Source organism: Hymenobacter terricola (assembly GCF_017921975.2).
In the GTDB taxonomy this organism is placed as follows: domain Bacteria; phylum Bacteroidota; class Bacteroidia; order Cytophagales; family Hymenobacteraceae; genus Hymenobacter; species Hymenobacter terricola.
The window spans coordinates 65,690-85,781 of record NZ_JAGEMO020000003.1; the positions used below are offsets into that span (position 1 = coordinate 65,690).

Consider the following 20,092-nt stretch of genomic DNA (forward strand, 5'->3'; position numbering starts at 1 on the left):
ACGGCTCGGGGTTACCTTTGTGATTAGGCACGTTTTGGGTTCCCCCGAAATAAACCCAACGCTAGTTCTCCGCCCTTTACCTTCACCTCATTCCCGTTTCTTCAGTGGATATTTTCGACCGGATTTCGGCGAACCGCGGCCCGCTTGGCTCGCACTCGCACTACGCCCACGGCTATTTCACATTCCCCAAGCTCGAAGGCGAAATCAAGCCCCGCATGACCTTTCGGGGTAAGGAAGTCCTGACCTGGAGCCTGAACAATTACCTGGGCCTGGCCAACCACCCCGAAGTGCGGCAGGCCGACATCGACGGGGCCACCGATTACGGCATGGCCTACCCGATGGGGGCCCGCATCATGAGCGGCAACTCGACCCTGCATGAGCAGCTGGAAAACGAGTTGGGCGAGTTCGTAAACAAGCCGTCGGCCTTGCTGCTCAATTTCGGCTACCAGGGCGTGGTGAGCATCATCGATGCGCTGGTGAGCCGCCACGACGCCATTGTGTACGACGCCGAGTCGCACGCCTGCATCATCGACGGGGTGCGGCTGCACCAGGGCAAGCGGTTCGTTTTTCCGCACAACGACATGGCCAATCTGGAGAAGCAGCTGGAGCGTGCCAAACGCTTGACCGACGAAACCGGCGGCGGCATTCTCGTGATTACGGAGGGCATGTTTGGCATGTCGGGCAACCTCGGCAAGCTGCCCGAAATCGTAAAACTGAAGGAGAAATTCAACTTCCGAATCTTCGTTGACGATGCTCATGGTTTTGGCACGCTGGGCCCCACCGGAGCCGGAACGGCCGAGCATTTGGGCTGCCAGGACGGCGTAGACCTAATTTTTTACACGTTTGCTAAAAGCATGGCGAGCGTAGGCGCATTCGTGGCCGGGCCGGAAAGTGTGATTGAATATTTGCGCTACAACATGCGCAGCCAGATTTTCGCCAAATCGCTGCCCATGCCGCTGGTGGTGGGCGCGCTGAAGCGCATAGAGCTGATTCGGACGCACCCCGAATACCGCGAAAACCTATGGACCATCGTGCGGGCCCTGCAAAGCGGCCTGAAGGAAAAGGGCTTTAACATCGGCACCACGGAATCGCCGGTAACCCCGGTATTCCTGAACGGCGAAATCTCCGACGCTACGGCCCTGACCTTTGATTTGCGTGAGAATCACGGAGTTTTCTGCTCTATTGTCGTGTATCCGGTGGTGCCCAAGGGCGTGATTATGCTCCGCCTCATCCCCACGGCCGTGCATACGCTGGCCGACGTACAGGAAACGATTGCGGCGTTTGAGACCGTGGCTGCCAAGCTCGATAAAGGGCTTTACAGCAAGGCCCCGGCCACGGCCCAAACCGCCTAAAACAGCCCGCTAAGGCACTTCGCGCCGGCTGCCCGAGAGGGCGGTCGGCGCTTTTGTTTTTGAACTATACCGAGATAGTAGCAGGTGGGCGACTTTGCGCAAATGGCCTTTTTTTTGGCAAAATCGGCCTCTGAAAGCAGGGGAGGGGGTTTTTAAAAAAAAGTGAAAAACTTGCTTGCATTTGAAATCCCTGTATATTAGGGCCGGCTTAACACCACCACAAACTCATTTTTCACCCCAAATCCCAATTCCCAATGAACAATTTTGGCAAACTGAAGGACCTCGTGATGTCGCTCGAAGACGACTTTTCGAAATTCTACGACAAGCAGAACGCCGCTGCCGGCACCCGCGTGCGCAAAGGCATGCAGGAGTTGAAAACGATGGCCCAGGCCTTCCGCACCGAGGTTCAGAACACCAAGAACACGGGTGCCGCCGCCGCTGCTCCTGCTGCTAAGAAAGCCGCTCCTGCTGCTAAGAAAGCTGCTCCCGCTGCCGCTAAAAAAGCCGCTCCTGCGAAGAAGAAGTAATGCTGAACCACAAATATTCGAGGTAATCGAATTTTGTGGAAAGCAAAAAAAGGTCCCGCCGATTGGCGGGACCTTTTTTTGTGTGCTGAGCGGGCCGGATTACACCAGCTCCACCAGGAAGTAGTTCTTCTTGCCTTTCTGCACCACGAGGTATTTGCCGGCCAAATGCGAGAACGCGGCTACGGAGGCGTCGGGAGAGGGTACTTTTTCGCGGTTGATGCTCACGCCACCGGCCTGAATCATCTTCTTGGCTTCGCCCTTGGACGGGAAGATTTTGTGCAGCGTGGTGTCGCTGAGGAAAGTCGCGGCGGTGAGGTCGGGCAGCTCGTCGCGGAGCACCCGCAAGCGCGGCACGCCGGCGAATACGTCGAGCAGGGTGGCCTCATCGAGCGAAGCAAGGTCGCCGCCGCCAAAGAGGACCTGCGAGGCGGCAATGGCGGCCTCGCAGGCGGCGGTGGAGTGCACGCGGGTAGTCACGTCCTGGGCCAGGGCCTTTTGCAGGATGCGCAGGTGCGGGGCGGCGGCGTGCTCGGCTTCCAACTGCTCGATTTCGGCCTGCGAGAGCAGCGTAAAGACGCGAATAAGACGCGGGGCGTCGGCATCAGCGGCGTTGAGGAAGAATTGGTAGAACTGGTAGGGCGAGGTGAGGGCGGGGTCGAGCCAGACGGTGCCGGTTTCGGACTTGCCGTACTTGGTGCCGTCGGCTTTGGTGATGAGCTGGCCGGTGAGGGCGTAGGCTTTGGCGTCGCGGCCTTCGGCGTTGGCGAGGCGGCGGATGAGTTCGGTGCCGGTTGTGATGTTGCCCCACTGGTCGCTGGCGCCCATTTGCAGGGTGCAGCCGAGGGTTTTGTTGAGGTGCACGAAGTCGTAGCCCTGCAGGAGCTGGTAGCTGAATTCGGTGTAACTGATGCCAACAGTACTCTCTTGGCTACCGAAAATTAAGCTTCCGTCAGGAGGAGTGAAGTTAGAATCCACGTTCTTTTGTAGGGAAGCACTAAGATTTTTCATCTCAGTTCTACTCGATTTGACCTTAAATAGAGCATAATTGACATCTCCACCATTTTGGACAGCAATTTCAAGTTCTTGAAGTCGCTCATCAAGAACATTAGCCCTGTCAAAGAGTGCCGAGCTAAGTCCTTGCGTGGTTTCAAAGGATTGGGAACGGCTTATTCGATTTTTTACCGAATCCTTACTCATCATGTAATTGACAGTAAGGTTTTTTCCAACTTCGCGCAGAAATTCGAGGAAACCGAAGTTTTTGAACCAGTCGTAGTTGTTGACGACCAGCGCGCCGGTGGGGCCTTCGCTAAAATCCAGGAATTTCTCCAGTTGGGCCTGAATGCCGGCCTGGTTGTGGCGCAGGGTGGCCTCGTCGAGCAGGTTGCGCTCGGCGGATTTGCCGCTGGGGTCGCCAATCATGCCGGTGGCGCCGCCCACGAGGGCCACGGGGCGGTGGCCGGCGCGCTGCAAGTGCACCAGCAGCATGATGGTGGCCAGGTTGCCGATGTGCAGCGAGGCCGCCGTGGGGTCGAAGCCAATGTAGCCGGTGATGGGCGCGTGGGTGGCCAGGTGTTCGGCGGTGCCGGGCATGGCGTCGTGGTACATGCCGCGCCAGGTCAGTTCTTCAATAAGGGACATGGGGTCTTAGGGACTTGGGGACTTGGTTTTCGGGCCGACAAAGAATGCCGAATCCATAGACCACGCCGGTAATAAAGAGTGACAAAGGTAGGGGCGGGCATAGGCAAGCGCTAATTTTGCGACGGAGCGGCCCATCCAAGTCCTTAAGTCCCCAAGTCTCTATGCCCCTATTAGAAGCCGACGCAGTCCTAAAGCAGCTCCAGCAGCGGCAGTTTCAGCCTGTGTATTTTTTGCAGGGCGAGGAGCCGTACTATATCGACGTAGTAGCCGATTTGATTGAGAAAACCGTGCTGGCGGAGCACGAGCGCAGCTTCAACCAAGTGGTTATCTACGGCAAGGACGTGGACGTGACCGGGATTCTGGGCCAGGCCAAGCGGTTTCCGATGATGGCCGAACGCAGCGTCGTCATCGTGAAAGAGGCCCAGACCGTGGCCGATTTGGAGCAGGAGCGGAGCTGGCCTTTTCTGGAGGCCTACCTCAAAAACCCGCTTTCCAGTACCGTGCTGGTGTTTTGCTATAAGCACAAGACGCTGGATAGCCGCAAGAAGCTGGGCAAGCTGCTCAGCGGGAAAGACTCGCCCGCCGTGCTGATGACCAGCAAAAAGCTCTACGACAACCAAGTGCCGCAGTGGCTCACGGCCAACGTGCGTGGGCGCGGCCAGCAGATTACGGGGCAGGCCACGGCCATGCTGGCCGAGTACATCGGGGCCGATTTGGGCCGGCTGGCCAATGAGGTGGACAAGCTGGTGCTGAACCTAAAGCCCGGCCAGCCCATCGACGAGGAGCTGGTGCAGCGGCTGGTGGGCATCAGCAAGGACTACAACATTTTCGAGCTGCAAAAAGCCCTGGTGCAGCGCGATATATTGAAAGCCAACCGCATTCTGGGCTACTTCGCGGCCAACCCCAAGGCCAACCCGCTCATCCCGAACCTGACGCTGCTGTTCAACTTCTTCACCAAGCTGCTGGTGCTGCACCAGGCCGGCCCCAACCCTTCGGATGGTGTGTTCAAGGGGCTGGGCATCCTGAACAGCTTTGCCCAAAAGGAGTACCAGCAGGCCCTGCGCGCCTACCCGGTGGAGCGGGTTGTGGGCCTTATCCACGCCATTCGGCGGGCCGATGCGCAGAGCAAGGGTATCGAAAGCGGCTCGATGGACGATGCGGAGATTCTGCGGGAATTGGTGTGGCTGATTCTGCACAACGTGCCGGCCGGGGTGCTGGAGTAACGCCGCGGCGGCATCTGCCGTAGAAAGCGGACATCCACCTTAACCTGATTTCACTCATGAGCAATAAACCAAGTGGCACCCTGGGCGGCCTGATTTCCGGCTTATTCGGCGGCAGAACCAACGACGACGGCACCCGCACCGGGGCTTCGCCGACCCGCAACCTGGTGGGCGGCGCCCTGCTGGCGGCTGGGGCCGCCTACCTGTACAAGCGCTACAAAAGCGGCAACCTGAACTTGCCTAATCTGAATTCCAAGTAACGAACCGGCTTCGATTCGTTGGATACAACAAGCCCCATTAGCCGTTGCTGATGGGGCTTGTGCTTGCTGGTAGGGTTAATGGACCACCCATTTGGCCTACGCCCGCTGCACCTTGTAGAGCCGGGCCCCGAACAAAAACACCACCACGTAGCACACAATGGGCAGGTAGTAGGCATGGGCCACGCTGGTATTGGCCACCAGGCCCATCAGGCGCGGAAACAGCGCGGCCCCCACCACGCCCATCACGATGAACGACGAGGCCAGCTGCTTGTGTCGGCCCAGGTCCTTCAGCCCCAGGCTGTAGATGGTGGGAAACATGATGCTGAAGAAGAAATTGAGTAGAATGAGCGCCACGAACGACACCAGGCCCCAGTGCTGGGCCACCACCAGGCACATGCCGATGTTGGCCACGGCCACGGCCGCCAGCAGCCGGTTGGGGGCAATGAACTGCATGAGGTAGGTGCCCAGGAAACGGCCCAGCATCATGCCCACCAGGCTCAGGGAGAAGAAGTAGGCGGCTTTGTCGTTGGTGAGGCCGGTGTACTCCACGCCGTAGTTGATGAAAAAGGCCCAGGTGCCGCCCTGGGCCGCCGTGTTGAAGAACTGGGCCACGCAGGCCCACACGAAATGCCGGTGCTGAAACAATTGCTTGTCGGCCACCAGGTCGGTGGGGGCTTCGGCGGGGGCCAGGGCCACGGGGGTGTGCTCGGCATTGAGGGCGGGCACGGTGACGAAGAAAAACGCCAACCCAATGCTGCCCACCACGGCCCCGATGATGGCGTAGAGAATTTTTACCGAGGCGAGGTCGCCGGCCGCGTGGGTGCCGCGCAGCACGAAATACCCGCCGATGAGCGGCCCCGACACCGCCCCGATGCCGTTGATGGCGTGGGCGAAGTTGATGCGCCGGTCGGAGGTGCGCGGGTCGCCCAGGCCGTCGAGAAAGGGGTGGGCCACCGCTTCCAGCGTGGCCAGCCCGCAGGCCAGCACGAACAGCGCCAGGCGCAGGTAGCCGAACGAGAGGGCGGTGGCGGCCGGCACCATCAGAAAAGCGCCGAGGGCATAGAGTCCCAGCCCGAGCAGCACGCCTTTCTGGTAGCCGAAGCGTTTCATGAACCAGCCGGCGGGCAGCCCCATCACAAAGTAGGCCCCGAAAATGGACAGCTGCACCAGCGCCGAATCGGCTTTGCTGACGTGCAGCACCTCCTGGAAATGCTTGTTGAGGATGTCGCCCATCGTCACGCCCACGCCCCAGAGCATGAACAGCGACACGACGAAAACGAGGGTGAGCAGATAGCGCCGTTCAGTGAATGGCGGCGGCGGAGCGGTAAGGGTTGGCTGCACAGGCGAAGAAATGAGCGGGGTTTGAGGAAAAGAATGCCCGCCTATAAGCGACTGCCCGCCGGATAGTTTGGCTAAAACCGTAATCCAACGGCTCATTTTAGCTGTTGGAGCTGTTGGAGCTGGTGTGGCTGGTACGGCACAACGTGCCGGCCTGGGTGCTGGGGTAACCGGCTGATAAGGAAGCACTAGATGGTCCCGGCTACTCGTCCGATGGTCCCGGCAACGCATCCGATGGCCCCGCATGGCTTCTGATGCATCCGGCAACCCATCCGATTGCCCCGGTAACCTATCCGATGGTCCCGGTAACGCCTCCGATGGCCCCGGTAACGCCTCCGATGGTTCCAGCGACGCCTCCGATGTGGGCAGCAACGCTTCCGATGGGGGTGGCATGGGGTTGAGAGGTGCTGCTACGGAAGCACGGCGGCAAGCAGTAGTTTTAGCGTTGGTACACGTTTCTTTCAACTATGCGCGCTCATATTCACTTCGCCCACGGCCTGCCCCAAAGCGTCAATAACTACCTGGCTATGGATGGTTTTCAGCAAATGGGCTGGGAAATCGTGCCCTACACCGATGCCGAGCCGTGCGGGATAATGCTCCCGACGAGGTTGTGGTCGGCCACATTGCGGCCGTGCGGGCCAGCCTGCAGGCGCTGGGCTTGCCGGTGCCCACCGAGCTGGGCTACCCCGAGGCATTATGGCCATTTCTGGGGCGGCGGCTGTGGCAGAGCACCATCAATAAGGTAGCGGCCAATGCCAGCCAGTGGCCGGTTTTCGTGAAGCCAATGCACGACGCTAAAAAATTTACGGGCGTGTTGGTGCGTGGCCCCCGCGACCTCATGGGCTGCGGCGACCAGTACGAGGACACGCCCGTGTGGTGCGCCGAGCCCGTGCAGTTCGTGGCCGAATGGCGTTGCTTCGTGCGCTACGGCCGTATTCTGGATGCCCGGCCCTACAAAGGCGACTGGCGGGCTCACTTCGACCCAACCGTGGTGGAACAGGCATTGGCGGCTTATTTGCCGGGAGCGCCGGCAGCCTTTTCGCTGGATATTGGCTGCACCGCCGCTGGCAAAACTGTGGTAGTGGAGGTAAACGACGGCCATTCGCTGGGGGCCTACGGGCTGATGCCGCTAGCGTATGCTAAGTTTCTGTCGGCGCGCTGGGCCGAAATGACGAGCAGCGAGGACTACTGCGATTTTTGAAGCGGTAGTTGAAGTGTGCGGTGGCCCAAGCCAACTGCCAGCCAGGCGTAACGGCGAATATGTGCGGCAATGAAACCTGCAATTATGCGTTGGCTGGGCAACCTACGGGCATTTATCGCTACTTTTGGCGAGTTCCCGGGCCCGGTGCGGCCCCTCCACGACAGGTATTTACATGAAGCTATTTCCCCGGCTGGCGCTGGCCGCCGCCCTGAGTGCCGCGGCGCCGATGGCCGCCCAGGCCCAGCAAACCCAAGTGTTTGCCGCCGATGAGCGGCACTTTCAAGAGGGCCTGGAGCTGTTTGACCGGGGCCAGTACGGCGCGGCCCAGGAGGCGTTTCGGGCGTACCTGGCCATTGAGCCGGTGCACCTGAGCCAGGCCGGCCCCACCGCCGGCGACCGCACCGCCGACGCCGAGTACTACTACGCCATCAGCGGCCTCTACCTCTCGCACCCCGACGCCGAGGGGCTGATTCTGGACTTCGCCGCGCAGCACCCGGCGCATCCCCGCGCCGCGTCGGCGTATTTCGAGCTGGGCAAGTTCTACTTCGACCAGAAGAACTACGAGTCGGCCATCCGCTACTTCACCAAAGTGGCCCCCGACAACCTGAGCAACGACCAGCGCGCCGAGGCCGATTTCAAGCTCGGCTACAGCTATTTCGAGCAGAAGGACTACGAGAAAGCCCGGCTGCTGTTCGACCGCAACAAGCAGGTGCAAAGCCAGTACAAATACGCCAGCTCGTACTACGCCGGCTACCTCGGCTACCGCGCCGGCGACTACGCCGCCGCCCGCGCCGACCTGGCCGTGGCCGAGCAGAACGACGCCTACAAGCCGGTGGTGCCGGCCATCGTGACCCAGATTTACTACAAGGAAGGCAACTACGACGGGCTGATTGGCTACGCCTCCAAAGCCCTCCAAAACACCCCGCCGCCCCAGAATTCCGACGAAATCCAGCTGCTGCTCGGCGATGCGTACTACCAGAAACAGCAATACAAGGAGGCGGCGGAGTATTTCGACAAGTACGCAGCCATCCACAAAAACAAGATTGAGCCGGCGCTGGAGTATAAAATTGGTTTCGCCAACTACAAGATGGGCGACTTCAAGGGCGCCATCGCCAGCCTGAAGAACGTGGCCGTGCGCCGCGACTCCCTGGGCCAGAACGCCGCCTATCACCTCGGCCTGAGCTACGTGCAGAACAACCAGAAGCCCCAGGCCGTGACGGCTTTCGAGGCCGCCCGGCAAAGCACGTTTGATAAAAGCATTGCCGAAAACGCCACCCTCAAGCTGGGCCAGGTGCAGTACGAGCTGGGCAACCTGCCCGAAACCATTGCCGTGCTGAAGGACTTCCGCAAGAAGTTTCCCCGCTCGAAAAACCAGGCCACGGTCGACGAATTGCTGAGCACCAGCTTCCTGTCGTCCACCGATTATTCGCAGGCCCTGACTTATCTCGAAAGCCTCGAAGACCGCAGCGACAAGCTGAACGACACCTACCAGCGCGTGGCCTACTCGCAGGCCGCACTGCTTTACAACAACGGCAACTATGCCGAAGCCCTGCCGCTGCTGGACAAGTCCCTGAAGTACCCCTCCGACGACGGCCTGCGGGCGGCGGCGCAGGTGCTGCGGGGCGAGATTTTCAGCGTGGGCCAGCAATATCCGGACGCCATCACGGCCTACGTAGCGGCCGCCCGTTCGGCCCGCCAGGGCGGTGTGAGCCCCGAGGAGGCCGATTTTGAGCAGAAAGCGCGCTACGGCTTGGGCTACGCCTACTACAACACCAAGCAGTACGAGCGCGCCCGGCCGCAGTTCCAGGCCTTCCTCAGCGACACCGACGCCAAGCCGGCGGACCCCAACTACTACGACGCCACCCTGCGCCTGGCCGACACCTACTACGTGGCCAAAAACTACCCGCAGGCCCTCACGCTCTACGACAAAGTCATCACCGCCAACGCGGCCGACAAAGACTACGCCTACTACCAAAAAGGCCGCACCCTGGGCCTGATGGGCCGCCGCGAAGAAGCCAACAACACGCTGGCTGCGCTACTCAAAACCAGCCCTAACTCGCGCTACGCCGAAGATGCCGTGTTCCAGCAGGCGCAGCTATCGTTCGAAGCCGGCGAGTACCAGCCGGCCGTCACCGGCTTTTCGCGGCTGATTGACAACCGGCCCAACAGCGGCCTGGTGCCCCAGGCCCTGCAAAAGCGCGGCGTGGCCTACGCCAACCTCCAGCAGCAGGACAAGGCCGTGGCCGATTTCCAGCGTGTGCTCACGGATTTTCCGCGCAGCGAAGCCGCCTCGCAGGCCATCTACAGCCTGCAGGAAAGCCTCACGGCGCTGGGCCGGACTGAAGAGTTTGACGCGGCCCTGGCCTCATTCAAAATTCAAAACCCGGACAGCAAAGCCACCGAAAGCGTCGAGTTCGAAGCCGCCAAGTCGCTGTACCTGGCCGAAAAATATCAGCCCGCCATCCTACGTCTGGAAACCTACCTGAAGCAGTACCCGGAATCAGCCCTCGGGCCCGATGCCCGGTTCTTCCTGGCTGATTCGTACCTGAAAACCGGCGACAAGCAGCAGGGCCTGACCCGCCTGCGCGACGTGGTGACCGAAGGCAAAACCGAGTTCCTGAACCGCGCCGTGGGCCGCCTCGCCGACCTGGAGTTCGAAAACAAGAACTACGCCGACGCCGCCAAGCTCTACGAGCGCCTGCGCGGGGCCAGCACCAACCGCCGCGAAGTGGCCAACGCCACCCTCGGCCAGATGCGCAGCCTGTACGAGAGCGGCGACTACCCCGGCACCCGCCGCGTGGCCGAGGAGCTGCGCACCCAGGCCGGCGCTACGGCCAATGCCACCAACTCGGCACTGCTCTACCTGGGCAAAGCCAGCTTCCGGGCCGAGAGCTATGACCAGGCCGCTACCGAACTGGCCGCCGCCGTCACGGCCGCGCCCAACGACGTGAACGGCGCCGAAGCCCAGTATTACCTCGCCGAAACCTACTTCAGGCAGAAGAAGAACGAAGACGCCAAAGCCGCCGCCCTGAAGGTCAATTCAGACTTCAGCAACTACGCCCTGTGGCAGGGCCGCGCCTTCCTGCTCATCGCCGACGTGTACGCCGCCGAGGGCGACAACTTCCAGGCCCGGGGCACGCTGAATTCGCTCATCGATAATAATTTCCCGGTGGCCGAAGTGCTGGAAGCCGCCAAACAGCGCCTGAAAACCCTGGGCGCCGACCAACCCGACGACACCGCCGCGCCCGCTACGCCCAAAGCCGCGCCCACCAAAGCCCCCACCAAAGCCCCCGCCAAGGCACCCACCAAAGCCCCCGTAAAAGCGCCGACGAAAGCTCCTGGTGCCACTCCCGCGCCGGGCAAGCCCGCAACCACCGCGCCGGCTCCCGCCAAAGGCAAGGCACCTGCCGTGCCCCCCACCAACCTGCGCGGCACCACCACGGCTCCGGCCGATACGGCTACTCAGCGCTAGGTCCGGCGTATTTTCTCATTGAATAATCATTTGCTGATGAAGCGTTTGTTGATACTTAAATCTTATTCCGCAGTGCGCTCTGGCGTGGGCGTGGCCTCCGGGCTGGCCCTGGCCGCTGTGCTGGTTGGCATCGCGGCCCCCACCGCCAGCGCCCAGCCCACCAAGGGCAAGCACACCGGCAGCATTGAGGAAGCCGAGATTGAAATCGTGAAAGAGCGCGTGAACCAGCTGCCCGAAGCCACCCGCAACTTCGAGAAAATCAAGCTGCCCGCGCCGCCCAAAACCGAGCGCAAAGTGACGTATACTTTCCCCGATTTCCGGCTGCCCGCCGACCGCCTCAACCCTTCGGTGAAGGTGCTGACCATCCGGGCCGAGGAGCCTGCGCCGCTCACCGGCAACTTCGTGAAGGCCGCCATCGGCAACTACGGCACGTTCTACGGCCGGGGCTATTTCCACAGCACCCGCAACACCGACCATGCTTACGGGATTGATATCAACCACATCAACTCCCTGAATGGCCCCGTGGATGGCAAAAATTCCAGCCAGTCCGAAACCAGCGCCCACCTCATGGGCGAGCTGTACCGGGGCACCGGGGCTTTCGGCGCGACGCTGGATTTCGGCCACGAGCGCTACAACTTCTACGGCTACAACAAGGCCGCCAACGGCAGCCCGGTGGTGACGCCCGAAGCCACCGACATCAAGCAGGCATTCAACCGCTTCGCCGTGAAGGCCTACGCGCACAACCGCGACCCGGCACAGCAGCTAACCTACGACGCCGGCATCGGCTACCGCTACTGGACCGACAACTTCGCGGCCTCCGAAAACGACGTGCGCCTGAACGCCAAAGTCGGCTACGCACTGGGCGAATCCAGCCGCGTAACCGTCGCCGCCGATGCCTCCTTTATTTCAGATAAGGACCAGGCGGGGCCCACGGTTGCCTTGCCCAATCCGGCCCTGCTCACGCGCACCCGCACTTTTGTGCAAGCCACGCCGGCCTACGAGTTTGTCAATAAAAGCATCGCCTTCTCCCTGGGCGCGACCCTGGGCTATTCGTCCGACACGGCCACCAGCGTCAGCAAGGCTGTGATTTATCCGGCCGTGCGCCTGGGCTACACCGTTGAGCCCGAGAAGTTCATGGTCTACGCCGGCCTCGGCGGGGCGCTCCAGCGCGTGACGCGCTACGACCTGAGCACGGAAAACCCGTGGCTGAACCGTGGCCTGAACGTGGCCGATACCCACCGCGGCCCCACCATCTACGCCGGCTTCACTTCCACGCCCGCCCGTGGTCTGGAGCTGAACGTGCGGGCCACCTACGCCCGCGACCGCAACCTGTATTTCTACCTCAACAACCCCATCGACCCCACCAAGTTCGACCTCGTGTACGACCAGCACGCCACGGGCGTACTCAACATCCACGGCGAGCTGCTGTATAATGCCGCCGAGAAATTCCGACTCGGCACCCGGATGGATTACAACAAGTACGCCCTCAACACCCTGCCCGAGCCGTTTCATCGCCCCGAGTTTCAGGGTTCGGTGTTCGGCACCTACAATGTTTTCGACAAGCTGATGCTGGGCGTGGAAGGCTATTTCTACTCGGCCAGCTACGGCATCAGCTACCGGTCGAACAACACGCCGGGGACCGTGCGAACCTCCGATTTTTACCGCGCCACCGACCCGATTGTGGACCTAAACCTGCGCGCCGATTACCGCATTACGCCAAAAATATCCATCTTTGCAATGGGTAACAACCTCGCTAACCGCCAGTACCAGCGCTTCTACGGCTATCCGGTGAAGGGCATCAACGTGCTGGGCGGGGCTACTTACACGTTCTAATTCGGGCCTTTGTGTCTTGGATTTTAAGGACTTGTCCTGCGTAACTCGTAGGCTGAATCCTGATTTTTCGCGCCCACTGAGTCCCCAAATTCCCACCTGCTATGCACCTTGCCGACCACATCCGCCCCTTGCTCCGTGACCACGACTGCGTGATTATTCCGGATTTCGGGGGCCTTGTGGCCGATGTTTCGCCGGCGCGGGCGCAGCCCGGCCGCCAGGCCCTGAGCCCGCCCACCAAACTCGTGGCCTTCAACCAATCGCTGACCCGCAACGACGGCCTGCTGGTGGATGCCCTGAGCCAGCACCTGGGCCTGCCCATTGCCCAGGCCCGCGAGGCCGTGCGCACCGCCGTAGCCGGCCTGCAGCAGGAACTTGACGAAACCAACCGCACGGAGCTGCCCGGCATCGGCATTTTCCGCCGGGCCGCTGGTCGCGGGCTCGCCTTCGAATACACCGGTACCGATAACCTGTTGGCCGCGGCCTTTGGTCTGCCCGAGTTGGCGGCCCGCCCTGTGCGCGCCAATGATGCCCGCCCCAAGCGCCCCCAGCCAGTCTTGCGCGGCACGGCTACCCGCCGCTCACGTTGGGCGCGGCTGCTGCCCGGCGGTGTTATCGCTATAGCTGCCGGCCTGCTACTCCTGGCAAATTACCAGGTGGCGCTGAATGCCGGTTATCTGCCGGCTAGCTGGCGTACCCAAATGCCAAAGTGGGAACTGACCCAGCAGCCCGCAGCTTCGGCCACCGAGCCCACGGAGCCGCAACAGGCCACCCTGGGCCAGCACAGCTTTAGCAACAGCGCGATTGTTGCGGATGGCATAACTCCCTTGCCAGTTGAATCTTCAATCGCTACTCCCGAAGCAGGGGTACAGCCAAGTGCTTCATCTAATGAGTCATCAGATGAAGCAGTAGCCGCACGTTCTAACGCTGCGTCCGTTGCGGTTGTACCTGAGGTTTCGCCCAAGGCCGCCGCGACAGTCGCCGCGCCCGTTGCTGCCACCCCCAAAGCACCTGCCGTAATTGCAACGCCCACCCGGGCCATTGCTCCTGTTGCTTCGGCCGCAGTAAGCTCCACTATAATTAAAAACCGGACCGGTCGTTATTACGTCATCGCTGGCGCGTACCGAAGCCTGTCCGGCGCCGAGGGTGGGCGTAAATTACTGGCCCATAGCGGCCACGCTGCTCACATTATTATGCCGCCCTACGGCAGCCGGCTGTTCCGCCTCACTGCGGCCGACTACTCCGACCTGGGTTCCGCCCAGCGCGAAGCCCAGCGGCTGCGCCTAAAAACGCATAGCGACTACAATACCCTGAAATTTTAATTGTCCGCATGTCCGTATTCCTTTTGCAAGCGACTGCCGCTGCCGTCGATACTGTTACTACCGCCGCTCCGGCCGCTCCAATTGCCAATACCAGTGTCCCCGTTATCGACCTGCTGCTGCGTGGGGGACTGATAATGATTCCGCTGGTAGCCCTGTCCATTCTTTCGGTTTACATCATCATTGAGCGCTACATCACCATCCGCAAGGCCGCCGGCAACCCCGACGCCTTCATGGCCAGCATCCGCTCGCTGATGGTGAAAGGTGACCTGGCCGGGGCCAAACTGCTCTGCGCTCAAACTGCCTCGCCACTGGCCCGAATGGTTGAAAAAGGCCTGCGTCGCATTGGCCTGCCATTGAAAGAAATCGAAACCAGCGTTGAAAACGTGGGCAAGATTGAGATTGCCCGTTTGGAAAAGAATATCAGCATCCTGGGCATCATCGCCGGTATCGCTCCCATGATTGGCTTTGTGGGCACCATCATCGGCGTTATCAAGATTTTCTATTCCATTGCCGCCACCAAGGAATTCGGTATCCCGCAGGTAGCCGACGGCTTGTATGTGAAGCTGGTAACATCGGCCACCGGCCTCATCGTCGGCATCATCGCCCACATCGGCTACCACTGGCTGAGCATTCTCGTGGAGCGAATGGTGTTCCGTATGGAAAACTCGGCCATTGAATTCATGGACATTCTTCAGGATAACTAATTGATTTGCTAATCATTTGATGCGCTGGTACGCAAACTTGAGGTTAACCATTGAGCTATCAGCACATCGAATAATTAACTTATCAGCATATCAACGCTATGAATCTTTCCCGCCGCCATCGCCTCACGTCGCACGTTGAGACCGGGGCCATGAACGACATCATGTTTTTTCTGATGTTGTTCTTCCTGATTGCCTCCACGCTGGTGAACCCCAACATCATCAAGCTGTTGCTGCCGAATGCAAAGTCAAGCACGCAGGTGATGAAGCAGCCCATCACCGTATCGGTGGATGCGGCTGGCCAGTATTTTGTCAACAAAAAGCAGGTGAGCCCCGCTGATGTGGAGGCGGCGCTGGTGGCCCTGATTGGCACTGCGCCGACCACGGAGCAACCCACCGTGGTGCTGCGCGTCGATGCTTCGTTGAACGTTCAGAAGCTGGTTGACATTCTGGAAATTGGCAACCGCCACAAATTGAAAATGGTGATGGCCACCCAGGCCCAGCAAGCAGCGGGCAAGTAATCTGCTGATATGTTATTTTGCTAATGATTTGATTCTGCTGGGTTTCGAAAACTGCCAAAGCTTACCGTTGAGCCCTAATTAGCTCCGCGCCGAATCAGTTTTAATTCTCACCAGTTCATCACCGCATCAAAAAATCAGCACATCAAGCAATGGCTATTGATTATCCCGAACCGCACCGCCGCGAGGCCCTGATTGGCACCCTGGTTGTCCATGGGGTGCTCCTGTTGCTGTTCATATTTATGGTGTTCAAAGGGCCCAACCCGCCGCTGGCCGCGCTGGCCGGGGGCGATGGCAACGTAGAATTGAATTACGGCCTCGACCCCGTCGGCTCGGGCAATATCCAGAGCATGGCCCCGGCCAATAACTCGCAGAACCGCGAAGACAGCCGCCCGCCCAAAGCCAGCCCGGACCCGCAGCCCCGCCCCACCGCCGTGGCCACGCCCGACCCGACGCCACCCGCCCAGGAAAAAATCATCACCAGCGAGGCTGAAGAAAGCCCCGTCTCGGAAGCGCCGGTAGAAACGCCGGCTCCGCCCAAGGAAGAAGTAAAAGCGGCGCCCAAGCCGAAGCGGCAGGTAGCCGTAGCCTTTTCGCCCAAAGGCAGTGCGACCGGCGGCGGCACCGGGGTAAACGGTTCCAGCAATACGCCAAGCGGCAACAACAACGGCGACCATCCCGGCACCGTGGGCGACCAGGGCGACCCGAACGGTTCGCTGGACGCAAAGGCCCTGTATGGCCCTGGTGGGGACGGCAGCGGCCGGGGTTCCGGGCGGGGGCCAGGCAACGGGAATGGCTTGGAAATGAGCGGCTGGCGCTTCGAAAGTACCCCCAACGTGGTAGCGCTGGACGATGACCCCGGGATGATTCGCTTTAAGATTAAGATTTCGGCCGATGGCGAAGTGGAGTCGGTGACGAAAGTGTCGGGCAACGTTTCGGCGGCGCAGGAGAAGCTGTGCCGCGATAAGTTGCTGGATGCCAATTTCGTGAAGACCAATGGGGCGGCCGGCGGGGCTACGGGCTTTTATACCTTCAAATTTTCGGTGCGGTAATCCGGTTGAAAATCAGTTGATGCCCCGCCGTCTGCTGAGCAGGCGGCGGGGCTTTTTAGTAAGATGCCGCCCAACTCCGTTAATTTGCGCTTTCCTCCCCCGTTTTCTTCATTCCCGTGACCTATTCCGAAACTCTTGCTTATCTCTACGACCAACTGCCCATGTTTCAGCGGGTGGGGGCGTCGGGGTTCAAAAAAGGCTTAGGCAATACCTTGGTCCTGGCCGAAGCCCTGGGACATCCGGAGCGACAGTTTCGTAGCGTGCATGTGGCCGGCACCAATGGCAAGGGCAGCAGTTCGCACTTGCTGGCGGCGGTGTTGCAGGCGGCGGGTTATAAAGTCGGACTGTACACCTCGCCACACCTGCGGGAGTTCACTGAACGGATTCGGGTGAACGGACGGGAGTTGCCCCCGGAGTACCTGGTGGAGTGGGTAGCGCGCTGGAAACCGTTGTTTGAAACCGTGCAGCCCTCGTTTTTTGAGATGTGCGTGGCGCTGGCATTTTCCTGTTTTGCCGAGCAGCGGGTGGACCTGGCCATCATAGAAGTAGGCTTGGGTGGCCGGTTTGATTCCACGAACATCATCACCCCGTTGGTATCGCTCATCACCAACATCAGCTTTGACCATCAGGCGCTATTGGGCGATACCTTGCCCGAAATCGCGGGCGAAAAAGCAGGCATCATCAAGCCCGGCGTGCCGGTGGTGGTGAGTCAGACTCAGCCCGAAGTCGCCGCAGTGTTTCAGCGCGAAGCCGCCACCAAGCTAGCGCACCTGGTTTTTGCCGACGAGATTTACCAAGCGGCCTTTACTGCCGAGCCGGAGCCGGAAACCGGTTTGCGGCCCGTTTCCATCACCCAGCAAGGCCGGCCCTATTTGTCCAACGCCGAGCTGGGCCTGCCCGGTGATTACCAGCAGCAAAACCTGCCCGGCGTGCTCGCCACCCTGGATGAGCTGCGCGCACTGGGTTTCCGCATTACCGAAGCCGCGGTGCGTGCCGGTTTTCGGCAGGTAACGCAGCTTACGGGGCTGCTGGGACGCTGGAGCATCATTGGCCGCCGGCCGCTGGTGGTGTGCGATACCGGCCACAACGCCGCCGGCCTGCGCCTGGTGGTGGCCCAGCTGCGCCGGCTGTCGTACCACCGTTTACATTTGGTCATCGGCACCGTGAACGATAAGGACGTGGCCAGTATGCTGGCCCTACTTCCCCCGGAGGGCATTTATTACTTTTGTGCGGCCAATATTCCGCGGGCGCTGCCGGCTGAAGAACTGATGCTGCAAGCTGCTGCCATTGGCGTGGTGGGCCAGGGGTATGGGTCGGTGGCTGCTGCCGTGGTAGCCGCTCGCGCCGCTGCCGGGCCGGAAGATGTTGTCTTTATCGGCGGCAGCACCTTTGTAGTGGCTGAAGTCGACGAGCTTTATACCGCCGCCAAAGCCGGCTAACAATCCCGTTTCACGTATTTTATTTTACCGATTTGCCTCGCGTCAAACTGCAGCGTTTCACCGATAACGCCACCCGTCCCGATATTATTGAACCCGGTAAGCCCGAATACGAACAACTGGGCGGCCGATGGCGCACCGATTTCTTCCGGGCCCCGTATCCGCTGACCCTGGAAGTGGGCTGCGGCAAGGGCGAATACACCGTGGGCCTGGCCCAGCGCCACCCCGAACGCAATTTCCTGGGCCTTGATATAAAGGGGGAACGTATCTGGCGGGGCAGTTCCCGCGCCGCCGAAATGGGCCTGACCAACGTAGGCTTTGTGCGGATGCGGGCCGAAGCGCTGGCCGCGCAATTTGGGACCGGCGAACTAGACGAAATCTGGATTACTTTTCCGGACCCGCGGCCCCGCGACCGCGACATCAAGCGCCGACTGACTTCGCCGCGCTTCCTCGGTTTGTACGAACAATTGTTAACTCCCGGCGGTCTGCTGCACCTCAAGACCGATAACGAAGGCCTTTTCGAGTTCACTTTGGAAACACTGGCCGCCCGTCCCGGCGCCACTGTCGAGCGCTTTACCCGCGACTTGTACTCAGAAACTGCCCCGGAATTTGCCGAAGCTCAAGCCATTCAAACCAATTTTGAAGGTAAATACCGGGCAGTAGGCGTGCCCATTAAATACGTGCAGTTCCGGCTAACGTAGGCCGACGGGATTTGGGCGGCACGCGCTAGCTCAACCGTAAGCCGGAGCCATTCGGATTTATTATTCGACTTCGAGCGCCTCAAACACGGCTTCAAGTTGGTCGAAATCGCGTAGGCCGGGCTTCACTTCATCGCCGGAAGGAAAGGATAAACCCGCTAGCGCGAGCTGGCCGACGAGATTACGCGCCAGCTTGGGGTGCAGGCCGGGGCCCAGCCAAAGCGGCCGCTCGGCCGCGAGGGTTGCCAATGCAACGTAGGTACCGGGAGCAGCCGGTTCGGGTAATTCTACGAGGAAACCTACTGGTGCAGTAGGCAGGGGCTGCGCTAAGGCGGCGGAATCCGGGGCTAACTCCAGGTACACGGGCGGGGCAATTTCAGCCAGTTCTTCAGCCGGACGCGAGCTTCTCAATAGCACGGCGTCGAGACTGCACTCGGCGGCTATTGCATTGATTTCGTAGCTGCTGAGCTGGTCGAACTCACCTATTAGTTCAACCCCGGCAATCCAGCCGGCGAGTTCCTTCACGGTTTTGGTGTCGAGGTGCCCGGGCAGCGCCGGGTCGAGCACAAAGGTTAGTTTGTCGGCGCCCATGCCGGCACAGTAGCGGGCATCGGAGAGGTTGTTGATGCCACGAATGAGGAGGGGAACGAGGTGGGGCACGGGAAGGCGGTGAGCAGTGAACCGGTTGCAGTGAACCGATGGTGACGGGAAGAAACGGACGACGGGCAGCGGGCTGCGTCGCAAAAGTAGAGGCCGGCCGCCGGCCGGGCTTCATTCGGGCTTCGCGCGCCGTCTGTATCTTCGTCCCCATGAACTCAACCCGCCGTGCCCCGTTGCTGGCCCCGTCGTTTCTGGCCGCCGATTTGGCCAACCTGCAAGCCGAAACCGAGCGGCTGGCCACCAGCGCCGCCGATTGGCTGCACTTCGATGTGATGGACGGCCGTTTCGTGCCCAACATCTCCTTTGGCTTGCCCGTGCTGCAGGCCGTGGCCCGCTACGCGAAGCAGCCCATCGACGTGCATTTGATGATTGAGGAGCCGCAGCACTACCTGGCCGCGTTTCGCGATGCCGGCGCCAGCAGCATCACGGTGCATTACGAAGCCTGCCCGCACTTGCATCGTGTGGTGCAGCAAATCAAGCAGTTGGGCTGTCGGGCCGGCGTTGCGCTGAACCCGGCGACGCCGGTATCGCTGCTCGAAGACATAGCCGCCGACCTTGATGTGGTGCTCGTGATGTCGGTGAATCCTGGTTTTGGTGGGCAGGCCTTCATTCCGAATACGCTGAAAAAAGTGGCCATGCTAAAGGAATTGTTGCTGGAAAATGGCTCCGCTGCGCTGATTGAAGTGGATGGCGGCGTGAACATGACCAACGCCGGCCCGCTGGTGGAAGCCGGCGCCGATGTACTGGTGGCCGGCAATTTCGTGTTTAGCGCGCCCGAAGGCCCCGTGGCCACGCTGGCAGCCATGCGCGACCACCTGGCCGGGCTGGAAATGGATGCCGAGGCCGCTGGCCGGCGGCAATAGTCGC

16 protein-coding genes and 1 pseudogene are annotated in these 20,092 nt (G+C 60.7%); 14 read left to right on the top strand and 3 right to left on the bottom strand.

Going from position 1 to position 20,092, the window contains the following annotated elements; translation table 11 throughout:
- Positions 1 to 104: 104 nt before the first annotated feature.
- Both J4G38_RS03490 and J4G38_RS28875 read left to right on the top strand, forming a co-directional pair.
- Positions 105 to 1,352, top strand: coding sequence for an aminotransferase class I/II-fold pyridoxal phosphate-dependent enzyme (locus J4G38_RS03490; protein ID WP_210515564.1), 1,248 nt, complete (start codon positions 105 to 107; stop codon positions 1,350 to 1,352).
- A gap of 254 nt (positions 1,353 to 1,606) precedes the next feature.
- Positions 1,607 to 1,777, top strand: a pseudogene (locus J4G38_RS28875) (histone H1); the annotation flags it as partial.
- A 201-nt stretch (positions 1,778 to 1,978) separates the two neighbouring features.
- On the opposite strand, the gene tyrS reads toward J4G38_RS28875, so the two are convergent.
- Positions 1,979 to 3,517 (bottom strand): tyrosine--tRNA ligase, encoded by a 1,539-nt coding sequence (tyrS, locus tag J4G38_RS03500; RefSeq protein WP_226163124.1) that lies wholly within the window; start codon positions 3,515 to 3,517, stop codon positions 1,979 to 1,981.
- 161 nt (positions 3,518 to 3,678) lie between these two features.
- Here tyrS and holA point away from each other — a divergent pair, with 161 nt between their 5' ends.
- Together holA and J4G38_RS03510 are read left to right on the top strand one after the other, a co-directional pair.
- Positions 3,679 to 4,740: a DNA polymerase III subunit delta gene (gene holA / locus J4G38_RS03505; RefSeq protein WP_210515560.1), complete on the top strand. Its 1,062-nt coding sequence runs from the start codon at positions 3,679 to 3,681 to the stop codon at positions 4,738 to 4,740.
- Positions 4,741 to 4,796: 56 nt separating this feature from the next.
- Complete coding sequence (locus J4G38_RS03510) at positions 4,797 to 4,997, top strand: hypothetical protein (RefSeq protein ID WP_210515558.1); 201 nt, start codon at positions 4,797 to 4,799, stop codon at positions 4,995 to 4,997.
- A gap of 96 nt (positions 4,998 to 5,093) precedes the next feature.
- Here the strand turns inward: J4G38_RS03510 and J4G38_RS03515 are convergent, their stop codons facing one another.
- Positions 5,094 to 6,338 (bottom strand): MFS transporter, encoded by a 1,245-nt coding sequence (locus tag J4G38_RS03515; protein WP_226163125.1) that lies wholly within the window; start codon positions 6,336 to 6,338, stop codon positions 5,094 to 5,096.
- A 580-nt stretch (positions 6,339 to 6,918) separates the two neighbouring features.
- Between J4G38_RS03515 and J4G38_RS03520 the strand changes: the two genes are divergently transcribed.
- From J4G38_RS03520 to trmB, 9 genes are all read left to right on the top strand, one after another.
- Positions 6,919 to 7,536: an ATP-grasp domain-containing protein gene (locus tag J4G38_RS03520; protein WP_210515554.1), complete on the top strand. Its 618-nt coding sequence runs from the start codon at positions 6,919 to 6,921 to the stop codon at positions 7,534 to 7,536.
- A gap of 172 nt (positions 7,537 to 7,708) precedes the next feature.
- The gene (locus J4G38_RS03525) at positions 7,709 to 11,008 is read left to right on the top strand and encodes a tetratricopeptide repeat protein (protein ID WP_210515553.1); all 3,300 of its coding nucleotides are present in this window, start codon (positions 7,709 to 7,711) and stop codon (positions 11,006 to 11,008) included.
- Between the two features lie 72 nt (positions 11,009 to 11,080).
- Entirely contained in the window at positions 11,081 to 12,841 is a 1,761-nt protein-coding gene (locus tag J4G38_RS03530) for a TonB-dependent receptor (RefSeq protein ID WP_210515551.1), read from the top strand.
- Positions 12,842 to 12,942: 101 nt separating this feature from the next.
- Entirely contained in the window at positions 12,943 to 14,160 is a 1,218-nt protein-coding gene (locus J4G38_RS03535; protein ID WP_210515549.1) for an HU domain-containing protein, read from the top strand.
- Between the two features lie 8 nt (positions 14,161 to 14,168).
- Positions 14,169 to 14,864: a MotA/TolQ/ExbB proton channel family protein gene (locus tag J4G38_RS03540; RefSeq protein WP_210515548.1), complete on the top strand. Its 696-nt coding sequence runs from the start codon at positions 14,169 to 14,171 to the stop codon at positions 14,862 to 14,864.
- A gap of 98 nt (positions 14,865 to 14,962) precedes the next feature.
- On the top strand, positions 14,963 to 15,382 hold the full coding sequence (locus J4G38_RS03545; RefSeq protein WP_210515547.1) for an ExbD/TolR family protein: 420 nt from the start codon (positions 14,963 to 14,965) through the stop codon (positions 15,380 to 15,382).
- Between the two features lie 149 nt (positions 15,383 to 15,531).
- A complete protein-coding gene (locus tag J4G38_RS03550) occupies positions 15,532 to 16,431 on the top strand; it encodes a hypothetical protein (RefSeq protein WP_210515546.1) in 900 nt (299 codons plus the stop codon).
- A 116-nt stretch (positions 16,432 to 16,547) separates the two neighbouring features.
- A complete protein-coding gene (locus J4G38_RS03555; RefSeq protein WP_210515545.1) occupies positions 16,548 to 17,870 on the top strand; it encodes a bifunctional folylpolyglutamate synthase/dihydrofolate synthase in 1,323 nt (440 codons plus the stop codon).
- A gap of 32 nt (positions 17,871 to 17,902) precedes the next feature.
- Entirely contained in the window at positions 17,903 to 18,568 is a 666-nt protein-coding gene (gene trmB, locus J4G38_RS03560) for a tRNA (guanosine(46)-N7)-methyltransferase TrmB (RefSeq protein ID WP_210515544.1), read from the top strand.
- Between the two features lie 60 nt (positions 18,569 to 18,628).
- On the opposite strand, the gene J4G38_RS03565 is transcribed toward trmB, so the two are convergent.
- Positions 18,629 to 19,225, bottom strand: a complete 597-nt coding sequence (locus tag J4G38_RS03565) for a beta/alpha barrel domain-containing protein (protein WP_210515543.1) — start codon at positions 19,223 to 19,225, stop codon at positions 18,629 to 18,631.
- A 149-nt stretch (positions 19,226 to 19,374) separates the two neighbouring features.
- Between J4G38_RS03565 and rpe the strand changes: the two genes are divergently transcribed.
- Positions 19,375 to 20,088 (top strand): ribulose-phosphate 3-epimerase, encoded by a 714-nt coding sequence (gene rpe, locus J4G38_RS03570; protein ID WP_210515541.1) that lies wholly within the window; start codon positions 19,375 to 19,377, stop codon positions 20,086 to 20,088.
- Positions 20,089 to 20,092: the final 4 nt, after the last annotated feature.

What these genes read in the sequence shown, in the direction of transcription:
- tyrS (WP_226163124.1), bottom strand. Translation starts at nt 3,517, where the DNA reads ATGTCCCTTATTGAAGAACTGACCTGGCGCGGCATGTACCACGACGCC.
- holA (WP_210515560.1), top strand. Translation starts at nt 3,679, where the DNA reads ATGCCCCTATTAGAAGCCGACGCAGTCCTAAAGCAGCTCCAGCAGCGG.
- J4G38_RS03510 (WP_210515558.1), top strand. Translation starts at nt 4,797, where the DNA reads ATGAGCAATAAACCAAGTGGCACCCTGGGCGGCCTGATTTCCGGCTTA.
- J4G38_RS03525 (WP_210515553.1), top strand. Translation starts at nt 7,709, where the DNA reads ATGAAGCTATTTCCCCGGCTGGCGCTGGCCGCCGCCCTGAGTGCCGCG.
- J4G38_RS03535 (WP_210515549.1), top strand. Translation starts at nt 12,943, where the DNA reads ATGCACCTTGCCGACCACATCCGCCCCTTGCTCCGTGACCACGACTGC.
- J4G38_RS03540 (WP_210515548.1), top strand. Translation starts at nt 14,169, where the DNA reads ATGTCCGTATTCCTTTTGCAAGCGACTGCCGCTGCCGTCGATACTGTT.
- J4G38_RS03545 (WP_210515547.1), top strand. Translation starts at nt 14,963, where the DNA reads ATGAATCTTTCCCGCCGCCATCGCCTCACGTCGCACGTTGAGACCGGG.
- J4G38_RS03550 (WP_210515546.1), top strand. Translation starts at nt 15,532, where the DNA reads ATGGCTATTGATTATCCCGAACCGCACCGCCGCGAGGCCCTGATTGGC.
- rpe (WP_210515541.1), top strand. Translation starts at nt 19,375, where the DNA reads ATGAACTCAACCCGCCGTGCCCCGTTGCTGGCCCCGTCGTTTCTGGCC.